Source organism: Streptomyces sp. NPDC058246 (genome assembly GCF_042881985.1).
Lineage (GTDB): Bacteria > Actinomycetota > Actinomycetes > Streptomycetales > Streptomycetaceae > Streptomyces.
This window is the reverse complement of the sequence record NZ_JBHVWZ010000021.1, coordinates 24,058-47,505: the sequence shown is the minus strand read 5'-3', so window position 1 is coordinate 47,505 and position 23,448 is coordinate 24,058. Positions and strand designations below refer to the sequence as shown.

General features: G+C 70.6%; 19 protein-coding genes. 8 read left to right on the top strand and 11 right to left on the bottom strand.

Features of this window, described 5'->3' with window-relative positions; translation table 11 throughout:
- Positions 1 to 28: 28 nt before the first annotated feature.
- A complete protein-coding gene (locus tag ACFVXA_RS26905) occupies positions 29 to 1,159 on the top strand; it encodes a dipeptidase (RefSeq protein WP_390027043.1) in 1,131 nt (376 codons plus the stop codon).
- A 129-nt stretch (positions 1,160 to 1,288) separates the two neighbouring features.
- Here the strand turns inward: ACFVXA_RS26905 and ACFVXA_RS26900 are convergent, their stop codons facing one another.
- A complete protein-coding gene (locus ACFVXA_RS26900) occupies positions 1,289 to 1,681 on the bottom strand; it encodes a VOC family protein (RefSeq protein ID WP_390027040.1) in 393 nt (130 codons plus the stop codon).
- Positions 1,682 to 1,716: 35 nt separating this feature from the next.
- Positions 1,717 to 2,076 carry a VOC family protein gene (locus ACFVXA_RS26895; protein WP_390027037.1) on the bottom strand — a complete coding sequence of 120 codons (360 nt, stop codon included), beginning with the start codon at positions 2,074 to 2,076 and terminating at the stop codon, positions 1,717 to 1,719.
- Between the two features lie 80 nt (positions 2,077 to 2,156).
- Here ACFVXA_RS26895 and ACFVXA_RS26890 point away from each other — a divergent pair, with 80 nt between their 5' ends.
- The gene (locus ACFVXA_RS26890) at positions 2,157 to 2,657 is read left to right on the top strand and encodes a CGNR zinc finger domain-containing protein (RefSeq protein ID WP_383741778.1); all 501 of its coding nucleotides are present in this window, start codon (positions 2,157 to 2,159) and stop codon (positions 2,655 to 2,657) included.
- A 302-nt stretch (positions 2,658 to 2,959) separates the two neighbouring features.
- Here the strand turns inward: ACFVXA_RS26890 and ACFVXA_RS26885 are convergent, their stop codons facing one another.
- Complete coding sequence (locus ACFVXA_RS26885) at positions 2,960 to 4,303, bottom strand: UDP-glucose/GDP-mannose dehydrogenase family protein (protein ID WP_362028216.1); 1,344 nt, start codon at positions 4,301 to 4,303, stop codon at positions 2,960 to 2,962.
- A gap of 238 nt (positions 4,304 to 4,541) precedes the next feature.
- Here ACFVXA_RS26885 and ACFVXA_RS26880 point away from each other — a divergent pair, with 238 nt between their 5' ends.
- Positions 4,542 to 5,699, top strand: coding sequence for an acyl-CoA dehydrogenase (locus ACFVXA_RS26880; RefSeq protein WP_362028213.1), 1,158 nt, complete (start codon positions 4,542 to 4,544; stop codon positions 5,697 to 5,699).
- 214 nt (positions 5,700 to 5,913) lie between these two features.
- On the opposite strand, the gene ACFVXA_RS26875 is transcribed toward ACFVXA_RS26880, so the two are convergent.
- On the bottom strand, positions 5,914 to 6,549 hold the full coding sequence (locus ACFVXA_RS26875) for an HAD family hydrolase (protein WP_384022754.1): 636 nt from the start codon (positions 6,547 to 6,549) through the stop codon (positions 5,914 to 5,916).
- A gap of 280 nt (positions 6,550 to 6,829) precedes the next feature.
- Here ACFVXA_RS26875 and ACFVXA_RS26870 point away from each other — a divergent pair, with 280 nt between their 5' ends.
- Complete coding sequence (locus ACFVXA_RS26870; RefSeq protein ID WP_362028207.1) at positions 6,830 to 7,192, top strand: four-helix bundle copper-binding protein; 363 nt, start codon at positions 6,830 to 6,832, stop codon at positions 7,190 to 7,192.
- 106 nt (positions 7,193 to 7,298) lie between these two features.
- Here ACFVXA_RS26870 and ACFVXA_RS26865 read toward each other — a convergent pair whose 3' ends face one another.
- Positions 7,299 to 8,621 (bottom strand): LCP family protein, encoded by a 1,323-nt coding sequence (locus ACFVXA_RS26865; protein WP_383741767.1) that lies wholly within the window; start codon positions 8,619 to 8,621, stop codon positions 7,299 to 7,301.
- Between the two features lie 120 nt (positions 8,622 to 8,741).
- On the opposite strand from ACFVXA_RS26865, the gene ACFVXA_RS26860 reads away from it, so the two are divergent.
- On the top strand, positions 8,742 to 9,290 hold the full coding sequence (locus ACFVXA_RS26860) for an acyl-CoA thioesterase (protein WP_362028202.1): 549 nt from the start codon (positions 8,742 to 8,744) through the stop codon (positions 9,288 to 9,290).
- A 22-nt stretch (positions 9,291 to 9,312) separates the two neighbouring features.
- On the opposite strand, the gene ACFVXA_RS26855 is transcribed toward ACFVXA_RS26860, so the two are convergent.
- On the bottom strand, positions 9,313 to 10,677 hold the full coding sequence (locus ACFVXA_RS26855; protein ID WP_390027132.1) for an LCP family protein: 1,365 nt from the start codon (positions 10,675 to 10,677) through the stop codon (positions 9,313 to 9,315).
- Between the two features lie 295 nt (positions 10,678 to 10,972).
- Between ACFVXA_RS26855 and ACFVXA_RS26850 the strand changes: the two genes are divergently transcribed.
- Positions 10,973 to 12,001, top strand: coding sequence for a glycosyltransferase family 2 protein (locus ACFVXA_RS26850; RefSeq protein ID WP_384401810.1), 1,029 nt, complete (start codon positions 10,973 to 10,975; stop codon positions 11,999 to 12,001).
- A gap of 78 nt (positions 12,002 to 12,079) precedes the next feature.
- Here ACFVXA_RS26850 and ACFVXA_RS26845 read toward each other — a convergent pair whose 3' ends face one another.
- The 4 genes from ACFVXA_RS26845 to ACFVXA_RS26830 all read right to left on the bottom strand — a co-directional run bounded on the left by ACFVXA_RS26845 (position 12,080) and on the right by ACFVXA_RS26830 (position 18,867).
- Positions 12,080 to 13,939, bottom strand: a complete 1,860-nt coding sequence (locus ACFVXA_RS26845; RefSeq protein WP_390027034.1) for an LCP family protein — start codon at positions 13,937 to 13,939, stop codon at positions 12,080 to 12,082.
- Positions 13,940 to 14,061: 122 nt separating this feature from the next.
- Positions 14,062 to 15,786: an LCP family protein gene (locus ACFVXA_RS26840; protein WP_362028193.1), complete on the bottom strand. Its 1,725-nt coding sequence runs from the start codon at positions 15,784 to 15,786 to the stop codon at positions 14,062 to 14,064.
- A gap of 246 nt (positions 15,787 to 16,032) precedes the next feature.
- On the bottom strand, positions 16,033 to 17,415 hold the full coding sequence (locus ACFVXA_RS26835) for an LCP family protein (RefSeq protein ID WP_390027032.1): 1,383 nt from the start codon (positions 17,413 to 17,415) through the stop codon (positions 16,033 to 16,035).
- Between the two features lie 696 nt (positions 17,416 to 18,111).
- Entirely contained in the window at positions 18,112 to 18,867 is a 756-nt protein-coding gene (locus ACFVXA_RS26830) for a TIGR03089 family protein (protein ID WP_362028189.1), read from the bottom strand.
- Positions 18,868 to 19,005: 138 nt separating this feature from the next.
- Here ACFVXA_RS26830 and ACFVXA_RS26825 point away from each other — a divergent pair, with 138 nt between their 5' ends.
- Together ACFVXA_RS26825 and ACFVXA_RS26820 are read left to right on the top strand one after the other, a co-directional pair.
- Positions 19,006 to 20,616: an N-acetylmuramoyl-L-alanine amidase gene (locus ACFVXA_RS26825; protein WP_390027029.1), complete on the top strand. Its 1,611-nt coding sequence runs from the start codon at positions 19,006 to 19,008 to the stop codon at positions 20,614 to 20,616.
- Between the two features lie 166 nt (positions 20,617 to 20,782).
- The gene (locus tag ACFVXA_RS26820) at positions 20,783 to 21,865 is read left to right on the top strand and encodes a sugar phosphate nucleotidyltransferase (RefSeq protein ID WP_383741751.1); all 1,083 of its coding nucleotides are present in this window, start codon (positions 20,783 to 20,785) and stop codon (positions 21,863 to 21,865) included.
- 240 nt (positions 21,866 to 22,105) lie between these two features.
- Here ACFVXA_RS26820 and ACFVXA_RS26815 read toward each other — a convergent pair whose 3' ends face one another.
- Positions 22,106 to 23,107, bottom strand: coding sequence for a DNA-3-methyladenine glycosylase family protein (locus ACFVXA_RS26815; RefSeq protein ID WP_384401824.1), 1,002 nt, complete (start codon positions 23,105 to 23,107; stop codon positions 22,106 to 22,108).
- Between the last annotated feature and the right edge of the window lie 341 nt (positions 23,108 to 23,448).

Below are 23,448 nucleotides of genomic sequence, written 5' to 3'. Positions count from 1 at the left end.
CATCACCGTCCACCCCACGGAGCCTGTCATGGCAGATTTGCAGGACGAACTGCACACCACCGTCGAGGTGGGAGAGCTCGACCGGCCCGCTGCCTGGCCGCTGTCGGAGTCCCTGGACACCACGGAGACCGCCCCCGTGACCGACGCGGGGGCCGAGCCGCTGGAGCGGGCCCACGCCTTCCTCGCCACCCACCCCGTCGCCGACGGCTACAGCGGTCTGCCCTGGGCGCTGCGCCACCTGCCCTGGTTCGACCTGGAGCTGGGCGAGAGCGCCGTGGACACGGACGTACCCCGGATGCGTGAAGGGCACGTGGGCGCGCTGTTCTGGTCGCTGCACCTGCCCGAGGGCCTCGCGGGGGACCGGGCCATCGGCGCCACCCTGGAGCAGCTGGACCTGGTGAAGACGGTGGTCCACGCCCACCCCCAGGGCCTTCGCATGGCGTACAGCGCCGCCCAGATCACCGACGCGCACCACTGCGGCCGCGTCGCCGTCATGCTCGGCCCCGCCGGAGCGGACGCGCTCGGCGACTCGCTCGGCATCCTGCGCGCCCTGCACACGCTCGGCCTGCGCGTGCTCACCCTCTCGGGCGTCTCCTGGGCGAGCGAGGCGGGCCTGACCCGGTTCGGCGAGGAAGTGCTCCGCGAGATGAACCGCCTCGGCATGCTCGCCGACCTCTCCGGCACCTCGAACGCCACGATCCGCCGCGTCTTCGCGGTCTCCAAGGCGCCGGTCCTCTTCACCCGTTCCGCCGCGCGCACCCTGCGCCCCCACCCGGCCAACCTCCCCGACGACGTTCTCGTCGACCTGGGTACCGCCAAGGGCCTGTGTCTGGTCCCGCTCACGGCCGAGCAGACGGGCCCGTCCGCCCGGGACGTCGCGGACCACCTCGACCACGTCCGCGCCCTCGCCGGATCGGAGTGCGTCGGCCTTTCGGGCACCTACGACTCCGGGGCCGCCCACCCGCAGGACCTGGCCGACGCGTCGTGCTACCCGCACCTGATCGCGGAACTGCTCTCCCGCGGCTGGTCCGAGTCCGACCTCGCCCTGCTCACCTGGGGCAATGTCCAACGGGTGCTGCACAGCGCGGACTTCACCGCCCGCGCCGCCCAGCAGCGCCGCGAGCCGTCGACGGCGAAGATCGCCGAGCTGGACGGATAAGGCGCTTCGAGCGATCCCCTCAGTCGCACTCGCTTGTCGGTCGGCTCGCTTGTCGGTCGGCTCGGTGTCGGTCGGCTCGGTGTCAGTCGCGCTCGAGGTCGGTCGGCTCGGTGTCAGTCGTGCCCGACGTCAGTCGTGCTCGACCCGGCAGAGGCAGAACGGATGCCCCGCCGGATCGGCGTACACCAGGAAGTCCTTCTTCTCCCGGTCCTCCAGGTCCAGCGGTCGTGCCCCCAGCGCCAGCACCCTCTGGTGGGCCGCGTCGATCTCCGCCCAGGTGGCCCCGGCGTCGAAGTCGAGGTGGAACTGCTGTGAGTTCCGTTCCGCGCGCGGCCACTCCGGCGGGGTGTACCCGTCCGCCCGCTGGAAGGCCAGCCGCGGCCCGTCCGGAATCCGGAGTACGACCCAGTCGTCGTCCTCGGCCCGGGGCGTACCGCCGCCGACCTGGGCGTAGAAGGCGGCCAGCGCGTGCGGGTCGGGGCAGTCGATCACGACGGAACGCAAACGTGCCACGGTAGGCATGAGACCTCCAGAGTCGGCAGGCGCACGGCCAAGGGTCAGCAGGCGCAGAGACAGAACGGGTGCCCCGCCGGGTCGGCGTAAACACGATAGGAACGCGACCGGTCCTCGGCGTCCAGCGGCTTCGCGCCCAGCGCCAGCACCCCCTGCTCGGCCGCGTCCAGGTCCTCGACGGTCAGGTCCAGATGGAACTGCTGCGAGTCGTCGGGCGCGGGCCACGTCGGCGGTACGTGCCCCGGGGCCGCCTGGAAGGCCAGCGACTGCCCGTCGGACACCTTCAGGTCCACCCAGCCCCCCTCGCCCTCGACGGTGCCGCCCAGCACCTCGGCGTAGAACCCGGCGAGCGCGCGCGGATCGGGACAGTCCAGGACGACGACGCCCAGTTTGGCGAGAGCCATGACTCCTCCTAGTTACCTATACACCGCTTCAAGCGGTAACGGTTACCGCATACTCCCGCATTGCAGGTAACGTCGCAAGCATGAGTGAGAGAGCGTCCGCGCCCGGTGGCCTGGCTCTCGTGGAGGCCCTGGTCAACACCGTGGACCTGGAGTCGGGCGCCGACACGCTGGACACGGCCGAGGGACGCGCCGCGTTCGGCATCGCCGAGCGGGACGTGCCAGACGTACGGGAGCTGCGGGAATCCCTGCGGGCCGTGTGCCTGGCGCACGCCGGTCACCCGCCGCACCGCGCGGTGACGCCCCTGGGCGAACTGCTGGCGAAGGCTCCGCTGTATGTGGCGGTCGACGAGCGGGACGGCTCCGCGGCGCTCGCTCCGGCCGACGCGGGCCCGCTGCGCTCCCGAGTGGCGGCGGCCGTGGCGGAGGCGCTCACAGCGGGCACCTGGCTGCGTCTCAAGGCCTGCGAACTGCCCGAGTGCCACTGGGCGTACTACGACCGCAGCCCGGCCGGCCGCGGCCGCTGGTGCTCGATGTCGGTGTGCGGGGCGCGCGCGAAGATGCGTCGCTACCGCGCCAAGTAGCCGTCGGCGCCGGGGAGTCGGGCGGTCACCCGCTCCGCGCACATCGAAGTGGTGCAGAATGCAACGGACGCCGGTCCGGCCGACTGAGCCTCGGCCGGACCGGCGTCACTCTTGAACATGCCCTCGGCTGTATCGGCGTCGCTCTCGGAAAGCCCTCGGCGGGACCGGCGTCGCTGTCGAAAAGCGCCCTTGGCTGTGCCGGCGTCGCTGTCGAAAAGCGCCCTCGGCTGTACCGGCGTCGCTCTCGAAATGTCCTCGGCCGGACCCGTGTCGTCCCGCGCAGGCCCACGCGCCGCGCAGCCCTACGCGGTCGGCCGCCCCATCGCCCGGTACGTCCACCCGGCCCGCCGCCACACCTCGGGGTCGAGGGCGTTGCGCCCGTCGAGGACCACCCGGGCCGTGACCGCCTCGCCGAGTATCGCCGGGTCCAGCTCGCGGAACTCGCGCCACTCCGTCAGATGCAGGACTACGTCGGCGCCGCGCACGGCCTCGACGGCGGAGTCGGCGTATCCGAGGGTCGGGAAGAGCCGCCGCGCGTTCGCCATGCCCTTCGGGTCGTAGACGGTGACCTGGCCGCCCTGGAGGTGGATCTGCCCGGCGACGTTCAGCGCGGGCGAGTCGCGGACGTCGTCCGAGTCCGGCTTGAAGGTCGCACCGAGCACGGCGACCCGCTTGCCGAGGAAGGAACCCCCGCCGAGCGCCTCCCGGGCCAGCTCCACCATCTGCCCGCGCTGGCGCATGTTGATGGAGTCGATCTCGCGCAGGAAGGTGAGCGCCTGGTCGGCACCCAGCTCACCGGCACGGGCCATGAAGGCGCGAATGTCCTTGGGCAGACACCCGCCACCGAAGCCGATGCCGGCCCGCAGGAACTTCTTGCCGATCCGGTCGTCGTGCCCGATGGCCTCGGCCAGCTTGGCCACATCGCCACCGGCGGCCTCGCACACCTCGGCCATCGCGTTGATGAAGGAGATCTTGGTGGCCAGGAAGGAGTTCGCGGAGGTCTTCACCAGCTCGGCGGTCGGGAAGTCGGTCACGACGAAGGGCGAGCCCTCGGACACCGGCGTCGTGTACACCTCACGCAGCAGCTTCTCGGCGCGCTCGCTGCGCACGCCCACCACGATCCGGTCGGGGTGCAGCGTGTCGTTCACGGCCAAACCCTCGCGCAGGAACTCCGGGTTCCAGGCCAGCTCGGCGTCCTCACCGGCGGGCGCGAGCTCGGCGAGCCGGGCGGCCAGCCGATCCGCGGAGCCGACGGGCACGGTGGACTTGCCGACGACGAGAGCGGGGCCGTTCAGATGCGGCGCGAGCGACTCGAAGGCCGTGTCGACGTACGACATGTCGCACGCGTACTCACCGTGCTTCTGCGGCGTATTCACGCAGACGAAGTGGATGTCGCCGAATTCCCCGACCTCGGCCCAGTCCATGGTGAAGCGCAGCCGCCCGGTGGAGCCCTCGATCCCGGCCACGTGCTTGCGCAGCAGCTCCTCGAGACCGGGCTCGTACATCGGTACTTCGCCCCGCCGGAGCATGTCGATCTTTTCCGGGACGACATCGAGCCCCAGCACCTCGAAGCCGAGCTCGGCCATGGCGGCGGCGTGGGTGGCGCCGAGGTAGCCGGTGCCGATCACGGTGATCTTGAGGGCCATGGGGTGCTCCTGGGGTTTACGGCCGTGGGTGCGGTGCCCGAGCATAGTCGGGGCGTACGGGAGGCCCTCACCGGGCAGATCTCCGGCGTCTTTCCGCCGCATTTCCACCTGTCCTTTCCCCAGCCCTTTCCCTCTGTCGCCAAGCTCACGTATCACTCCCGTGGGCGGGCCCCTAAAATTTGGGTTACTTAACGGTAGTTAGCGTCACCATCACAGCATCCTTGGAGCGTGAGAGACCTTGGCCGGATCGGCTGATTTCGACCTGTACCGCCCGTCCGAGGAGCACGACATGCTCCGGGACGCGATCCGTTCGCTGGCCGAGGCGAAGATCGCGCCGTACGCCGCAGTCGTGGACGAGGAAGCCCGTTTCCCCCGTGAGGCCCTGGACGCCCTGGTCTCCTCCGACCTGCACGCGGTGCACGTACCGGAGACGTACGGCGGCGCGGGCGCCGACGCGCTGGCCACCGTGATCGTGATCGAGGAGGTGGCGCGGGTCTGCGCGTCCTCCTCGCTGATCCCGGCGGTGAACAAGCTGGGCTCGCTCCCCGTGATCCTCTCGGGCTCCGAGGACCTGAAGAAGAAGTATCTGGCCCCGCTGGCCAAGGGCGACGCGATGTTCTCGTACTGCCTCTCCGAGCCGGACGCGGGCTCGGACGCGGCGGGCATGAAGACGAAGGCCGTCCGCGACGGCGACTCCTACGTCCTGAACGGCGTGAAGCGCTGGATCACCAACGCCGGCGAGTCCGACTACTACACGGTGATGGCGGTGACCGACCCGTCGAAGCGCTCGAAGGGCATTTCCGCCTTCGTCGTCGAGAAGTCCGATCCCGGGGTCTCCTTCGGCGCTCCGGAGAAGAAGCTCGGCATCAAGGGCTCGCCGACCCGCGAGGTCTACCTGGACAACGTCCGCATCCCGGCCGACCGCATGATCGGCGAGGAGGGCACCGGCTTCGCCACCGCGATGAAGACCCTGGACCACACCCGCATCACCATCGCGGCCCAGGCCCTCGGCATCGCTCAGGGCGCCCTCGACTACGCCAAGGGCTATGTCCAGGAGCGCAAGCAGTTCGGCAAGCCGATCGCCGACTTCCAGGGCATCCAGTTCATGCTCGCCGACATGGCCATGAAGATCGAGGCCGCCCGCCAGCTCACCTACGCCGCGGCCGCCAAGTCCGAGCGCGGCGACGCCGACCTCACCTTCCAGGGCGCCGCCGCCAAGTGCTTCGCCTCGGACGTCGCCATGGAGGTCACCACGGACGCCGTCCAGCTCCTCGGCGGCTACGGCTACACCCGCGACTACCCGGTCGAACGCATGATGCGCGACGCCAAGATCACCCAGATTTATGAAGGCACGAACCAGGTCCAGCGGATCGTGATGGCCCGCAACCTCCCGTAACTCCCAGCGGGGCAGACCACATGAGGGGCACTCTCCGGAGTGCCCCTCTCCTTCCTGCCCACCCGTTCCTGCCCACCCGTTCCTGCCCACCCGTTCCTGCCCACCCGTTCCTGCCCACCCGTTCCTGCCCACCCGCCCGCTCGGCGTCGAACCCCTCGTTGTCGGCCGCGCGGTGGCTGACCCAGGGCGCAGCCATACCGGTCGGCGGGCGCGGTCACAGGCCGCTCAGCGCGCGCCGCAGGTCCTCCGGTTCGCGGTAGTGGACCGCTCGCATGCCGAGCGCGGCCGCCGCCTCCACGTTCTCCGGGGTGTCGTCCACGAACAGGCACCGCTCGGCGGGTACGCCGGCCCGTTCGACGGCGATCTCGAAGATGCGCGGGTCGGGCTTGGCGATTCCGACCCGCGCGCTGCTGACGACGTCGTCGGCGAGGTCCGCCAGCTCCAACACCTCCAAGTCCTCCTCCAGTTGGACGGAAGCGTTGGAGACGAGGACCAGGCGGATGCTCCGCGCGCGGGCCCCGCGCAGCAGGGCCACGACCGTCTCGTCGGCCCGGAAGGGGGAGCGGGCGAGCGCCGTGCCGAGCTCCCGGGCCGCCGCCTGGGACACCGCCCCGGTCAGGCTGCGCGCGACCGACTCCGCCCACTCGCCCGGGGTGATCCGGCCGACCAGCAGTGGCAGAACCGTCTCCGGGGCGAAGGCCACCTTCATGACGGTGCCCTCGGTCAGTCCGGCGGCGCGTTCCAGCGCGGTCACGGGGGTCGGGTCGTAGATCCGGATCACGTTGTCGATGTCGCAGAGCACCGCGTCGAAGGGCGGTCTGCCGGATGGCGGGTGCGGGGAGAGCGTCATGGGAAACACCCTGACACCCGCCTCCGCCGGGTCACTCCCTGGGGCACTCCCCAGGGCACCCGCCGGCACCCCGGGGCGCGCCGCGCCTTAACCGATTAACCGATCGGAGTATCAGGGTCGGATCGCGAGGAGGGATTTCGGTCCTTCTGTCGCCTTGGCGGTGAGGCATATGTAGCGGATTGTTCACGTCTGCTCGATGGCGCGGGGCGGCTGACGGGCGTACCACGGAGGGGCAGGCACACGGGGCCCGACCCGGGCCCCGCCACCCCGAGGAGGAACCATGACCCAGCCCGGAACCATGACCGCGATGACCAAGGAGATGCAGGACTGCGTCCAGGCGTGCATGTCCTGCCACACCATGTGCGAGGAGACCATGAGCTCCTGCATGCAGATGGGCGGCCAGGCCCAGATGCAGATCATGCGCGCGCTCATGGACTGCTCCGAGATGACCCGCATGTGCGCCGACATGTTGATGCGCAGGTCGCCCATGGCGGCCGAGATGTGCGCCCTGTGCGCCAAGGCGTGCGACATGTGCGCCGAGGCGTGTATGTCCATGCCGGACGACAAGCAGATGATGCGCTGCGCCGAGTCCTGTCGCCGCTGCGCGGAAATGTGCCGCGCGATGGCGGGCGCCCGCATGTGACCTCTCCCCGAGGCTGAGCCGGCTCGCCCCGCCGAGCGCTCGGCATGACTCAGCCCCCGGGAACTCTTCCGGGGGCTGCGTCGTGTTCCAAGAGGTGGCAGGGGCGTCAGTTGCCGCTCACGGTCACCTTGTCGTCGTTCTTAAGCTCCGTGACCAGTTCCTTCACCTTGGTCTTGTCCCAGACGAGGTTGCCGTTGGTGGAGCCGGAGATCGGCATGTTCATGGACTTGCCGTCGCCGCCCGTGACGCCCTTCATGGCCCAGAACATGTCCCCCAGGTCCCACAGGCTCATGTCCTTGTCGACGGTGAGACTGTCGAGGCCCGCGCTCATGGTCGGGTACAGCTTGAAGGGGTTCAGGACGGTCCCGGGGGTCGCGACCTGGTGGGCCAGGGCCGACAGGAACTTCTGCTGGTTCTTCGTGCGCTCCAGGTCCGACGCCGCGAAGGCGTGGCGGGTGCGGACGAAGGCGAGGGCCTGCTCGCCGTTGAGGGTCTGCTTGCCGGCCTTGAAGTCCGCGCCCGAGTACTTGTCCTTGAAGCCCTTGTCGAGGTTCATCTCGACGCCGCCGACCGCGTCGACGATGTTCGCGAACCCGGCGAAGCCGATCTCCACGTAGTGGTCGATGTGCAGGCCGGTGTTGTACTCGACCGTCCGGACGAGAAGCTGAGGGCCGTCGAACGCGTATGCCGCGTTCAACTTGTTCGTACCCAGCGGGCCCTTGATCTTGCCGGATTCGGAGCCGCGGAACGTCGGGATCGTCACGTTCGAGTCACGCGGCAGCGATATCAGCGTGGAGCCGTTGCTGCCGGTGTGCAGGATCATCATCGAGTCCGTGCGCTTGCCCTCGGCGGACCCGGTGTGCAGCTTCTTCTTCTCTTCGGCGGACATGCCGGCGCGGCTGTCGGAACCGACGATCAGATAGTTCGTGCCCTTGCCCGCCTCGGGCCGGTCGATGACCTTGGAGAGATCCACGTCACGGTGGAGCTTGGAGTCGGCCCAGAAGTACGTGCCGACGGAGACCACGACCAGCACCGTGACCAGCGTGAGCGCGGTCCACTTGATCCGCCGCCGCCAGTTCGGCGCGGGGCGCGGGCCGCGCGTGGCGGTGCCGCCGGGGCCCTGCGGACCGCCGGGTCCGCCCGGCGCCCCGTAGACCTGGCCCGTGTTGTAGTCCGAGTCGTAGCCGTCGCCGCCGCTGCCGTATCCGTCGTCGTATCCCTGCCCGTCGACGTACGTCGGCTGCTGGGGCACCCCGCCGTACGGCTGGGCGGCCGGGCCCGGAGCGGGCGTGCCCGGGCCACGCCGGACCTGCCGCATCACGCGGGCGCCCTCAGGCTGTGCGCCTGCGCTGCCGCGTCCGTAGCGGTTGCCGCCGTTGCTGCGGTTGCCGCGATTGTTGTCGGACCACCCGTCGGGCCAATCGTTCATGCCGACCAGTGTGCAGGGCACCACTGTGTGGCTTACAAGAGAGTGGGGAGATCTGGGTCACGCCTGTTGCAGAGCTGATGCAAAGCAAGCCTTGTGTGCCCCCGGCATAAGGTGGAGGCCATGACAGACCAGGCCCCCAACCCGGAATCCGATATTCCGGGCAAGCCGACCTCCGCGTCCCGGACCACCCTCAGCCACATCATGAGCCACAACGACACCAACCTTCTGGGCACGGTGCACGGTGGAGTGATCATGAAACTCGTCGACGACGCGGCGGGTGCGGTGGCCGGACGGCACTCCGGCGGGCCCGCCGTCACCGCCTCCATGGACGAGATGGCCTTTCTGGAACCCATTCGCGTAGGCGACCTCGTCCATGTGAAGGCTCAGGTGAACTGGACCGGACGTACCTCCATGGAAGTCGGCGTCCGGGTCCTCGCCGAGCGGTGGAACGAGTCCACCCCACCCCAGCAGGTCGGCTCGGCCTACCTCGTCTTCGCCGCCGTCGACGCCGACGGGAAGCCCCGCCGGGTCCCCCCGGTAATCCCGGAGACCGAGCGCGACGAGCGCCGCTACCAGGAGGCCCAGATCCGCCGCACCCACCGCCTGGCCCGCCGCCGCGCCATCATGGAACTCCGCGAGAAGCGCGCGGCGGAAGGCCTCGACGACTAGACGACCGGCGGCCACCACAGAGCTACGGGCACACCACCTGATCCCCGGTCACCACCCCGACCTCCCCCTGACCCGGATCATCCGCCCGTACCCGCGTGACCTGCTTGAAGTCCGTCCCCGCGGTCACCTTCAGTACCGGCCCCAGCTTCGTGACCGCGCGCAGCTCGGCGCCGGGCAGCGCGGCGGCGAGGGACTTCGCCGAGCGGTCCCAGCGGGGGTCGTACGAGATGACGGTGCGCCGGACGGTGCGGTCCACCGCGCTGGTCGGCCGCTGCGTCGTACGGAACCCGGTGGCGGCGAGCGCGCCGTCCACCCGCTTGCCGAGGCCCGCCGTGGTCGTCCCGTTCTCGACCTGCACCTGGATCTGCTGCGGGGCCACGTCGACACGTACGGCCTCGGCCCGGGGCGCCTTGCGCACCGTCAGCGGCTTGTCGTCCCGCAGCGCCTGGAAGAGCCGCTCGGACTTGACCGGGTCCCACTTCAGCGTCGAACCGATGCCCTTCACCTCGTACCCCATCTGCCCGATCGGCACGGTGGTGAACTCGGAGGAGGAGGGGGAGAAGTTCCGCATCGCCCGGCCCAGGTCCAGCAGCTCGTCCGTGCCGAAGCCCTGGTCCGCGCGGACGGAGCCGAGCACGGCCCGCGTCACGTCGCGGAACTTCATCGGGTTCATCAGCACCCCGGACGAGGTCGCCTGCGAGACGAGCGCCGCCAGGAACTTCTGCTGGCGTTGCATCCGGCCGAGGTCGGAGGCCCCGTCGACGTGCCGCGAGCGGACGTACTGCAGGGCCTGCCCGCCGTTCAGGGCGTGCGTCCCGGCCGTCAGGTCGAGTCCGGTGTACCGGTCCTTCAGCGGCTGCGCGGTGCAGACCCGCACCCCGCCGAGCACGTCCACCGTCTTCATGAAGCTGGTGAAGTCGACCTCCAGATAGTGGTCGATCTTGACGTGCGTCATGCTCTCGACGGTGCGCACGGTCAGGTTCGGGCCGCCCTCGGCGTACGCCGCGTTGAGCTTGACGGGATGCGGGCCGTGCCGCTCGCCGGTGGTCTCGTCGGTGTGCGCCGGTGTCTCGGCGTACGAGTCGCGCGGCAGGCTGACGATGCTGGCCCGCTCCCGGTCCTCCGAGATGTGCACGATCATGATCGTGTCGGTGCAGTGGCAGGGCGCGCCGCCCAGCCGGTACGTGCGCCGCTCCGCCTCCGTGACCTTGTCCCGGCCGTCGGTGCCGACCAGCAGCACGTTCATGCCGTGGCCCGCCTCGGGGCGGTTCTTCATGTCCTTGAAGGGGTCGACCCGGGCGATGTCCGCGTCCAGGCTGGTGACCACCGCGTGCCCGATGCCCGCCGAGGCGAGGACCACCACGGAGAGGGTGGTCACCATCCGCATGGCCCAGCGCGGCTTCTTGCGCCGTACGGGCGGCCGTACGGGTGGTCGCCGGGAACGGGACGGCTGCGGGTGGCGCTGCGGGCGGGCGGGGGAGCGGGGCGGCGTGGACAAGGGGGGGACACCTCCGCGAGGCTGGGCGTGGGATGCGTTCCGCGAGGCTGGGCGGGGATGGGCTGCGTTGCGCGATGCCGGACGTGGGGATCCGTGAGCACCGTAGGCCCATACGATCTGCTGCCCGGGCCTTAGGCCGGGCGGCGCGCGCCCGTGTCCCCCATTCGCGGTAACGTGACGTCCGATGAGCGAGAAGTCTGACGTGCGGCCCCCCGCCGTTTCTGTGATCATGCCCGTCCTCAACGAGGAGCGGCATCTGCGCGGGGCCGTCCAAGCGATCCTGGCGCAGCAGTACGACGGCGAGATGGAGGTCGTGATCGCCATCGGTCCCTCCACGGACCGGACGGACGAGATCGCCGCCGAGCTCGTACGGGAGGACCCGAGGGTCCACACCGTGCCGAACCCGACGGGGCGCACCCCCGCCGCGCTGAACGCCGCGATCAAGGCGTCCCGGCACCCCGTCGTCGTCCGCGTCGACGGACACGGCATGCTCTCGCCGAACTACATCGCGACCGCCGTACGCCTCCTGGAGGAAACCGGCGCGCAGAACGTCGGCGGCATCATGCACGCCGAGGGCGAGAACGACTGGGAGCACGCGGTCGCCGCCGCCATGACCTCGAAGATCGGCGTCGGCAACGCGGCCTTCCACACGGGCGGCGAGGCCGCGCCCGCCGAGACCGTGTACCTCGGTGTCTTCCGGCGTGAGGCCCTGGAGCAGCAGGGCGGCTACAACGAGGAGTTCATCCGCGCGCAGGACTGGGAGCTGAACTTCCGGATCCGCGAGGCGGGCGGGCTCATCTGGTTCTCGCCCGAGCTGCGGGTGTCGTACCGGCCGCGTCCCTCCGTCAGGGCGCTCGCCAAGCAGTACAAGGACTACGGGCGGTGGCGGCACGTCGTCGCCCGCTATCACGAGGGCTCCATCAACCTGCGGTACCTCGCCCCGCCGACCGCGGTCTGCGCGATCGCGGCCGGCCTGGTCGTGGGCGCGGCGCTGACACCCTGGGGCTTCCTGGTCCCCGGCGGCTACCTGGCGGCCATCGCGCTCGGCTCGCTGCCCGCCGGCAAGGGGCTGCCCTTGAAGGCGCGCCTCCAGATCCCCGTCGCCCTCGCGACCATGCACATGTCCTGGGGCTTCGGCTTCCTCACCAGCCCCAAGGCGCTGGCGAGGAAGGTCATCGCGTCCCGGCGTCCGGCGGTGCTCAGCGCCAACTGAGCCTCCGTACAGATGAGTTGGGCCCCTCTCGACTTCGAGAGGGGCCCAGCTCATCCGTACGGGCGTCCGGCGGTACGGCTACCAGGTGTAGGCCGGATTCACGTGCATGCACTGCGACTTGTCCGAGCCGTTGATGACCTGCGCCGACTCGGGAGTCGAGTTGTCGTCCTTGGCTGCGGTGTACTTGCTGCCCGAGCGCCAGTCGGCGCCGACGACCAGCGTGATCCCGGAGACGTCCGTCGACTTCTCCACCGAGGACGTCGGAATGCCGAGCGCCTTGGCGACCCGCTGGGCGTCGCCTTCGAGGTCCGCGCTCGGGTAGCGGATCACCGTGGTGTCCTGGGCGGTCGCCGTCGTCGTGTCGGCCTTCGCCTGGGTGAAGCCCTTGCCGACGAGCAGCTGGGTCACCGTGCTCGCCCGCCCGCTGACCGGGGCGAGCGTGGAGGTCCGCGTGCCGTTCTGCACGATCACGCCGATCTTGTCGTCGGCCGCGGCCGGGTCCGAGGACGTCTTGGCCGCGGTGGACTTCTTCTTGTCCTTGCCGTCCAGGGCGATGTCCTCGCGGACGAGCCGGAACAGCTGCGCCGAGTCACCCGGCGTGGGCACCACCCTGCCGCTGGTGGGCGACATGTACTGCCACGGCATCGTCGTCATGGTGATGCGCTTGGTGGGCACCTTCTTGAGCTGCTTGCTCAGGTCGTACAGCTGCGCCACGCCGAGGCCGTCGTCGACCGTCAGGGCGTTGGTGGCCGTCTCGGCGAGGTTCTGGAGCTTGCCCGGGTTGCTCAGCGTGGCGTTCTCGCGCAGCTGGCGGACCATCGCGTTCATGTACTGGTGCTGGGCCTTGGCCCGGGCTATGTCCGTGTTGTCCTCGAAGCCGTACCGCGTCCGCAGCCACTCCAGGGCCTGCACGCCCTTGATGGAGGTGGTGCCCTTCTTCAGCTTCAGGCCCGAGCCGTGTCCGTCGGAGGACTTGGAGTAGATGTTGGCGTCCACACAGACCGGTACGCCGCCGATGGCGTCCGCCATCGACACCACACCCGCGAAGTCGATCATCATGAAGTGGTCGATGTGGATGCCGGTCAGCTTCTCCCAGGTCGCCACCGTGCAGCCGGGGCCGCCGCGGCCCAGTGAGTCGTTCGTGATGGTCGACGTGCTCGCCGCGTAGACCTTGCCGCTTTCGGGGTCCGTGCACTTGGGGATGTCCACCAGCGTGTCGCGCGGCATGCTGACCACCGACATGTTGCTGCGGTCCGCCGAGAGGTGCAGCAGCATCTGGACGTCCGCGCGGGGAGCGGTGTTGAAGGTGTCCTTGGCGCCGCCGAGCTTCTGGTTCTCCGCATTGTTCCGCGCGTCCGAACCGATCAGCAGGATGTTCAGCGGGGTCTGACCCGCCGCGTTCGGCTGGGACTTGGCGGCGCGGTCCTTCGCGTCGCCGATGTTCAGGTCCTTCCTTTTGATGTTGGCGTTCAGGTGCTGGTAGTAGAGATAACCGGCACCGGCGGTGCCGAGTATCAGGACCGCCAGGACCGTCGCCGACCAGCGCAGGATGCGGCGTCTGCGGCGCGGGCGCCCCCCGCCCCCGTGCCGGCGCCCTCCGCCACCGCCGCGCCGGCCGTGGCCCTGCGGCTTGAGGGGCATCGTGTCGTCGGCCGCACGTGTGCCCTTGCCATCGGCCGCATGCGTGCCCTTGCCGTCGGCAGTATGGACGCCACTGCCGTCATCGGCTGTACGGACGCCACTGCCATCAGCTGTCCGCACGCCGTCGCCGTCGGCCGTCCGGGCCGAACCGTCGGCCACCCGATGAACGGGATCACCGTGTCGGTCGTACAAACTGTCGTCCCAGCCCAGTTCACCTGCCCCACCGGTTCCACCGGCACCGCCGGCTCGCCGGACGCGTGGTCGTGCTCCCTCCCCACGCACACCGCTCTGCGCCATCTCCCTGCCCCTCCCCACCCTGCGCCTGACAAACGGGCCCGTCCCGTGTCCGGCCGGACGCTCCCTGCGTCCTGCCGACACCTCTCGCGTCCTGTTAGACGCGTGACGGACCCGTTAGGTCATCAGCTGGCGCACACCGACTTGTCCGCTGTGGACTTCTCGACGTCCGGCGCCTTCGTCGGAGTGGTCATCGACACCCCGGCGCCCTTGAAGTCCTTGCCCAGGGTCAGCACGATCGCCGGCAGACCCTGTGAGTTCTTCTCGCTCTTGCCAGGCTTCATCGCAGAAGCGGACAGCCCCATGAGGTCCGCCAGTTTGCGCGCTTGATCGGCCTGGTCGGGAGAGTACTCCAGGGTCGTCTTACTGAGTGTTTCGCCGGCGTTTCCGAGCTGGCTGGACTTGAGCACGCCCTCATCATTCTGCAGCCAGTTAAGAGTTTCCTGTGCGGAGCCGGCCGCGGCGCCGCCGTTGTAGATGTCGACGCGGATGTCGGCGGCGGCGGAACGGGAACCCTTGAGGCGGGCGGCCACCGCCGCCTTCTCCTTCTTCTCCTTCTGCTTCACGTCGGTGAAGGAGACGTCGTTCTTGATCGCGTCGAAGACCTGGGGGGCCGTCGTCGGGTTGACGACGACCGTCGCGTGGACCTTCTCGGCGGGGTTGTCGATGACGGGCACCGTGGTGAAGGTGATGTTCTTCGTCGGCACCTTCTTCAGCTCCAGGGCGATGTCCTTGAGCGTGCTGACCTTCCCTATCCCCTTGTCCACGGTCAGCGCCTTGGTGGCGGCCTCGGCCAGCTTGATCAGCTTGGTGGGACTGGACAGGGTGTCGCCGGAGCTCATCTTGCGCATCAGGGAGCCCAGGAACTGCTGCTGCACCTTGATGCGGTCGAGGTCGCCCTGGTTGCCGAAGCTGTGCCGGGTGCGCACGAAGGCCAGCGCCTGCTCACCCTCGATCGTGTGCTTGCCCTTGGAGAGCTTGAGGTGCGAGTCGGGGTCGTTGACGTCCTTGGCGAGACACACGTCGACGCCGCCCACCGCGGACGTCAGCGTCTTCACCGCGTTGAAGTCGACCATCATGAAGTGGTCCGGTGTGATGCCGGTGACTTCCTTGACCGTGAGCATGGTGCAGCCCGGGTCCCGGCCGTCCTGCCCGAGGCTCGTGTTGAAGCGGACGTTCTGCGTACCCGCGATGACCTTCTCGCTGCCGTCGGCCTGGACGGTCGGGCAGTCCGGGATGTCGACGATCAGGTCGCGTGGAATGCTCATCGCGGTCGCGTTCGTACGGTCCTTGGAGACGTGCAGCAGGATGTTGGTGTCGGCGTGCCCGACGCTGTTCTTGTCGCCGTAGCCCTCGTTGCCCTTGCCGGTGCGTTTGTCCGTACCGATGATCAGGATGTTGAAGGCATCGTCCTTGCTGAAACCGCTCTTGCCCGCGCTGCCGATGTCCGTCGTATTGACGTTGCCCTCAAGGTGCTTGAGGTAGGCGTAGCCGGCGGCCGAGACGGCGACCAGCACGAAGGCCATGCTGCCGCCGGTCCACAGCAGTATCTTCTTCGCCTTCGACTTCTTCGGCTTCGTACGGCCCCGCCGTCGCCCGGGAACCGGCTCCGGCGGTTCCGCACGGCGTCGGCGCGGCCCCGGCACGTTGGTGGTGCCGGGAGCCTTACGGTCCCGGCCCGGCGCCGAACGTGATCCCCCGGGCGCACCGGGAGCTCTGCGCGGCCTGGGCACCCCCGACTGCGGTGCGGAAGGGGTCAGTCGCAGTTCGTATTCGCCGGTGTTCGGGTTGAGCACCCACTGGTCTGCGGGGTCGATGTTGTCCGCCCGCCCACGGCCTTGCGCGTCCACGGTTGTCTGAATCCTCCGTCGGGGCCACGCGGCGCCTTTCCCCCCTCTGAAGGCGCTCGGGTCTCGGTCAGCAGTGCGCGACCCCCAGGACGGACCTCGTGGCCGGGTGCACCGGATCGCTCACACTATCCGCCCAGTTCAGCGTCGAGCGACGGCGGTGACAAATTCCACGTCCCTACAACTGGGCAATCCGCCCTATTTCTCAGAGACTTCTTAGCGCAGCTGTTCCCCGCCTTGGTGCGGGCTTTACCCGCAGGCGTCCTCGGCCGCCGTGTTCCCCCGAAAAGTCGGCGTGGGTTCGGGGACGCCGGGCGGTGTTCCGGGCCCTTTTCGCGCCGACTTCCCGTCGCCGTACGACTCCTCTTCGTAGCCGGACGCGCCGGACGCGCCGGACGCGCCGGACGCGCCGGACGCGCCGGACGGGCCGGACGAGCGGGACGGGCTGGACGGCCTGGACGCGCCGGACGAGGGGGACGGGCCGTACGAGCCGTTGGCACGGTCGGCATGGTCGGCATCGGCGCTCTCCGAGGCGGCATCCTCCGGAAGGTCCTTCGAGACCGCCACCGGTGCGTCCGCGCGCAGCCGTGCGAAGAGTCGCGCCGCCGCGGGCTCCACGAGCTGGTCGCGATTGGCGTTGTACGCGTACGACGTCCGCGGCACCGTCAGGAACTGCACATGTTCTGTGGGGATGTCGCGCATACCGCGCACCAGGTCGTACAGCCCGCGCAGGCTCGCCAGATCCGGGTCCGTGGTGAGCGACGAGGTGGCCGCGTCGAGGACCGGATAGAGCTTCGTCGGGTTGAGCAGGACGTCGTTGCTCTGCACCTTGTTGACGAGCGCGCCGAGGAACCGCTGCTGGCGGTCCATCCGGTCGGTGTCGCTGCCGTCGCCGATGCTCTTGCGGGCGCGGACGTAGCCGAGCGCCTGCTCGCCGTCGAGCGTCACCTTGCCCGCGGGCAGCTTCAGCTTGGCGTCCTTGTCGTCGATGGGTTCCTTCAGGCACACCTCGACGCCGTCCACCGCGTCGACCATGTCCTTGAACCCGTGGAAGTCGACGACCATGTGGTGGTCGACCCGGATGTTCGTGAGCTTCTCGACGGTCCGGATCGTGCAGGCCGAACCACCCACCTCGAAGGCCGAGTTGAACATCGTGAACATCGGCTCGGTGCGGCTGCCGTCCGGCCGCCGGCAGCTCGGCATGTCCACCATCAGATCGCGGGGCAGCGAGACGGCGGTCGCGCTGTGCCGGTCCGCGGCGAGATGCAGCAGGATCGTGGTGTCGGACCGCTCGGTCCCGGAGTCCCGGCCGTACTGCTGGTTCCCGTCCCCCGAACGCGAGTCCGATCCGATCATCAGGATGTTCTGCGCGTCGCGCACCAGCGCGGTGGGCCGCTCCTTCTCGTACCGGGCGAGCTCCGCGGCGGCGTCGCTGTCCGACGTGATGTTCGCGTTCAGCTTCTCGTAGGCCGCCCAGCCGACCCCGACGGCGCCGAGCACCACCGCGGCGACACCGATCGCCGTACAGCACAGCCAGCGCCGCCGCCGACGTATGAGCCCGGACCCGGTGGGCGACGCTCCCAGCCCCGGCCCCTCCGGGCGTCCGGAGGGCGTGCCTGCGGTGTCGGTCACGAGTGGGTTCACCCCTCATGGCGTACGAGACGGCGTGCGGGCGTGTGGGCGTGTGGCCTACGGGGCGGGCGTGGGGGTGTGAGGCGGCGGGCGTGCGGGCGTGGGGCGTGCGGACGGTGGTGCGTGAACGTACGGCCCGGGGGTGGTGCGTGTACGTACGGCCCGGGGGTGGTGCGCGGTTGGGACGGGTGGCTCGTGCGCGTACGGACGGGGGTGCTCGGTTCGGACGGGTGGTGCGCGGTGGTGGTGCGCGGTGCTCTTACGACCATGGCCCGGGGCGGGGGCCGGGGGTGGGCGCTGATGGGCCGAATGGGGGACGCGGCCGGCGAGGGGCGGCCGGCTTCGAGGGGCCTCCGGGGGCCGCCGGGAGGGCCCGGGCCCCGGAGGGAGCTGTCGGCCGGGCGGGAGCGGCGCCCCCAAGGACGGCGGACCGCACCACGGAACGGCTCCGGGCCCGGACATGGCCCCGGACGCGGCCCCGTGCCCGCAGCACGCCCCGGGCCCGGGCCCGCAGCACGGCCCGCGCCGCGGAGGGGGGTGACGGTGACATGGAGCGTCCCCGTGCCGGAAGTCCGGAAGGCCGCAAGGTGCGGGGCCGGCCACCGTCCGGCGTCCGGAGACAGGCCCCGCCGTCACCGCCGCCCCGTCGCGAGGGTCAGCGAGCCGTCGCCGTGACCCTGGCCCATCGGACAAGCGTCAGCGAGCCGTCGCCGTGACCCGCTCGCTCTCGATCCGCTTGGCGAGCGCGTCCTCGCCGAGCTGGTCCAGGTGCCGGCAGAGCACCACGGAACCCCCGGCCGCGAGCGGCGCGTACAGACCGGCGCTCAGCCCCTCCCACGTGTCGTAGGGAAGCGCCGACAGGATCCGCGACCCTGGCCCCGTCAGATCCAGCGAGGGCGCCTCCGCACGGGCCCGCTCGACGACCTCCGCGCTCGTGTACTCGGCCCCGGCGACGATCAGCGCGGGCTCCTCCGGGTCCACGGGCGCGTACGGCACGAAGCGGTCGCCCTGGCTCGGTACCTCGACGGCGTAGTCGGCGTACCCGGCGGGCGGGGTCGGGAAGCGCCGGCCGAGCGGTGCGAGCGAGAGGGCGACGCGCTCGCCGGAGCAGGCGAGCCCGGCCTCGAAGGCACCGGGCCCGGCGACGACGTGGTCCGCCGCGGCCGGGTCGCCCCCGACATCCGCGACGACGCCCACCGAGGAGCACGCGAGCAGCCACACCGCCGTCTGCCAATGCGCGGGCAGCAGCAGCGCGACCCGCTCGCCGGGCTCGGCGGACAGCTCGCCCTGGAGCAGATTGGCGGTCTTGGCCACCCAATTGGCGAAGGTGGCCACGGACAATTCGACGCGTTCGCCCGTGGCGTCGTCGTAGAAGGTCACCAGGGGGCGCGCGGGGTCCGCGGCGAGCGCGGATCGCAGCAGGTCGGCGGGGGTGCGGTCGGTGGCGTTCACGCGCGTAAGCGTACGCGGGGCGGCGTGCGCGGCGGTCCGGCCGGGCCTGTGGTGCGCCACCGGTTCGGACGAGCGCGCCCGACGGTCCGTCAATTCCCCGATGGACAGATATGTATGACTATGTCCACGATCGGGGGCATGCGTGGATTCCTTGCTTCCTCGATCGGCGTCACCTGCGCGGCCGCACTGGCCCTTCCGCTCGCCCTGCCCGCCCCGGCACAGGCCGGGCCACCGGCGGTCACGTCCGAGCCCGCCGTCCCCGGCAGCACCCAGTCCCTGCCGCTCGTCCCGCTCGGCGCTGACCGCGCCCTCGGCTCCGCCGCCCCCGAACAGGGGCTCACCCGACGCGGCGTACGGCCTTTCTCCCTGGTCGGCGTGGTCTGGGACAACCCGGCCAGCGAACTGCACGGCCGCGTCCAGGTCCGTACCCGCGCGGTCGGCAACCATCACTGGTCCGGCTGGCAGGACATCGAGACACACAACCGCGAGCACGCGGCCGACCCGGACACCCCGGAGGGGGCATCGCGCCGGGTGCGCGGCTCAACTGCCCCACTGTGGGTGGGCAGCTCGGACGGCGTCGAGGTGCGCGTCCAGGCCGAGGAAGCGGCCGAGTCCGAGGGAGCCGGCGGAGCGGAGGGAGAGGAACGGGTGACGGTCCCGGGCGACTCCCCGCTCCCCAGGGGGCTCCACCTGGAACTGGTCGATCCCGGCGCGGACCCCCCGCGCGCGAGTGTTGCTCCCGCGGCGGCGCCCCCGCGCGCGGGTGTCGACCCCGGCGCGGCGCCCCCGCGCTCGGGCGCGCAGGTCGGCCGAGCGCCCCTCCACGCGCCGGTGGGCCGAGCGCCCGTCCACGCGCCGGTGGGCCGAGCGCCCGTCCACGCGTCAGTCGGCCGAGCGCCCCTCCACGCGCCAGTGGGAGGCGCACGCGCGGGCGTATCAATGAGCGCCCAGGGCGCGGGGGACCCGTCGGGCGCCCCCGCGGACAACTCGCGCGCCGACGCGCTCCCTTCCGAGACCGCCGTCGCGTCCGCCGCCAACACCGATCTCGCGCCCCTGGGCGCCCTGGAGATCCCCGCGCTGTCCCAGCAGGAGACAGAGCGCGCGTTCCTCGCCGCGCGCCCGGGCACAGAGCGCGTCAAGCCGTACATCGGCGCACGCCCGCGCATCATCACGCGCCGCGGCTGGGGCGCGAACGAGAAGCTGCGCGAGCGCGGCTTCATCTACACGAAGAAGGTCAAGGCGGCCTTCGTGCACCACACCGGGTCGGGCAACAACTACAGCTGCTCCCAATCCCCTTCGGTCATCCGCAGTATCTACCGCTACCACGTGGTGAGCAGCGGCTGGCGCGACATCGGCTACAACTTCCTCGTCGACAAGTGCGGAAACATCTACGAAGGCCGCGCCGGGGGCGTGGCGAAGCCCGTCATGGGTGCCCACACCCTCGGTTTCAACTCGAACAGCATGGGGATCGCCGTCCTCGGCAGCTACAACAACACGAAGCCGTCCAGTGCCGCGCTGAAAGCCATCGCGCGGCTCTCGGCATGGAAGCTCGGTCTCTACGGCGCCAATCCGCGCGGCAAGACATACCTGAAGTCCGGCGGTGGCAATCTCTACCGAAAAGGCAAGAACGTACGACTGAACGTGATCTCCGGCCATCGGGACGGGTTCGCCACGGAGTGCCCAGGAAGGCTCCTGTACGGCAAGCTCGGCACGGCCCGTAAGGAGGCGGCCCGCTACCAGGGCAGGTAGCGGCACACGCCTACCGGCGGCGACCGGAGGCGAGGGGATCACCTGACGTCGATCGAGGCCCGTCGAAGGACACCGCACGGCCATCGAAGGCGCCCCGGAACGGTCTGCATACACTGGCCCGCCGAACCATAGATCGGCCGGTCCCGGCAGGAAGCAGAGACGACAGGTGACAGAAGCGATCCTCCTGGTCGGCGGCAGAGGCACCCGGCTGCGCCCCCTCACGGTGCACACCCCCAAGCCCATGGTCCCGGCGGCCGGCGTCCCCTTCCTCACGCACCAGCTGGCGCGGGCGAGAGCGGCGGGTGTCGAGCACATCGTCCTGGCGACCTCCTACCTGGCCGAGGTCTTCGAGCCGTACTTCGGCGACGGTTCCTCGCTGGGCCTCCACCTCGAGTACGTCACCGAGGAGGAGCCCCTGGGCACCGGCGGCGCCATCCGCAACGTGGCCTCGCGCCTCCACTCGGGCCCCGGCGACCCGGTGTTGATCTTCAACGGCGACATCCTGACGGGCCTGGACATCCGGGCGCTGGTGACGACCCACGAGAACACGGGCGCGGACGTCTCCCTCCACCTCACCCGGGTCGAGGACCCCAGGGCGTACGGGCTGGTCCCCACGGACGCCACAGGCCGTGTCACGGCCTTCCTGGAGAAGCCCCAGACCCCCGAGGAGATCGTCACCGACCAGATCAACGCGGGGGCGTACGTCTTCCGCCGCTCGGTCATCGACACGATTCCCGAGGGCCGCCCGGTCTCGGTGGAACGCGAGACCTTCCCCGACCTCCTGGCCACCGGAGCCCACCTCCAGGGCATGGTGGACTCGACCTACTGGCTGGACCTGGGCACCCCCCAGGCCTTCGTCCGCGGCTCCGCGGACCTCGTCCTGGGCCGCGCCCCCTCCCCGGCCGTCCCCGGCCGCTGCGGCGACCGCCTGATCCTGCCCACGGCCACGGTCGCCCCCGACGCCAAGCTCACCGGCGGCACGGTGGTCGGCGACGGCGCGGTCATCGGCGAGGGCGCCCGCGTCACCGGCAGCACCGTCCTCTCCGGAGCCGTCGTGGAGCCCGGCGCCGTCATCACCGACTCCCTCATCGGCGCCCGCTCCCGCATCGGCGAACGCACCGTCCTCACCGGAACGGTCATCGGCGACGGCGCGGTCATCGGCCCCGACAACGAACTCCGCGAGGGCGTACGCGTCTGGTGCGACGCCCGGATCCCGGCCGCGGCGATCCGCTTCACTTCGGACCAGTAGGCCGGGCCGGCGGCAGCCGTTTCCCGTGCGCGCTTCAGCCCGTACGGCGATCGAGGACGAGGCCGTCCAGGGTCGAAGGGGAGCGGGAGGTCTGGGGGCAGGGGGCCAGGAGTCTGGGGTGGGCGGCAGCCCCCCGGATACGGGACGGGCAGGGGCGGCGAGGGCCGAAATCAGCCGGCACCTCAGCACGAGCAGCCCCGCCGCCCCTGCACCTCAGCACGAGCAGCCCCGCCGCCCCACCTACAGCTGCCCGATGTCCCCCCGAGGCATACGCGGCACCCGCCGCGGCGGCGTACGCCCCGACAACAGAATCAGCCGAGCCGCCCGATGCCGCTGCCCCGCATAGGGCTCCAGCAGCTCCAGCATGACGGAGTCGTCCGCGTCCCGGTCACCGGCCAGCGCGTACCCCACGATGCCGGGCAGATGAAGGTCCCCCACGGTCACGGAGTCCGCCGCCCCGTGACTCCGCTGCACCACCTCGGCCGAGGTCCAAGGCCCGATCCCGGACACCACTTCGAGCCGAGCCTGAGCCCGTACGGGATCGAACGCCGTCGCTTCCTCGAGCCGCGCGGCGACCCGCACGGCCCGAAGAATCGTGGCGGCCCGCTTGTTGTCGACCCCGGCCCGATGCCACTCCCAGGACGGGATCAACGCCCATGTCCGCGGCGCGGGCATGACGGACATCCGCTCCGGCGCGGGCCCGGGCGCCGGCTCCCCGAATTTCCGTACGAGCAGACGCCACGCCCGATAGGCCTCATCGGCGGTGACCTTCTGCTCCAGCACGGACGGAATCAGCGACTCCATGACGAGCCCGGTACGCGTCAGCCGCAGCCCCGGCCGTCGATGCCGGGCGAGAGCGACCAGCCGGTGCCGGGGTTCGAAGGCGTCGGGATCGTCGGCCGACCCGAGCAGTTCGGGCAGTTGATGGAGCAGCCATTCGGCCCCCGGCCCCCACGCCTCGCCCTGGACCACCCCGCCCCGCAGTGCGACCCGTAGCGTGCCGGGCCCGGCAGGCGTACGGCTGGCCCGCCAGACGGCCCCGTCGGGCGTCGCCCGGAACGTCGGGTCGCCGGGCCCCCGCCGCAGCGGCCCGAGCACCAGCCCGAGATCGAGCGGCCAGGCAGGTGTCCAGGTGCGAGTGCGCCCGGCCGCGCTCGCCTGCCGAGGCACCCCTCCGGGCACCACGACGTGCCCGCCGCGCACCGTCGTACGCGTCGGCCGGGGAGCGAAACGTCCAGCCACGAATGAGGTCCTAGGTAAGTTCCCAGGGGCGCTCGCGATGAAATCCTGAGTGAGGTCCTGGGGGTGGGGTGCTCGGGATGCCTTACGAGGGTAGGCGCTCAGGACGCGCCGCAGGCACCGGACGCCCGACCGCACCTCGAACAACGCCCCCGAGCATCTCGGCGATCACCTCAGCGCACCTCGTTCCATGCCTGAGCGCATCTCCGTGATCACCTCGGCGCACCTCAGTCCACGCCCGGGCGCACCTTGGTGATCACCTCAGCGCACCTCGTCCATGTCTGAGCGCTTCGGTGATCACCTCGGCGCACCTTCGTCCACGCCCGGCCGCACCTTGGCGATCA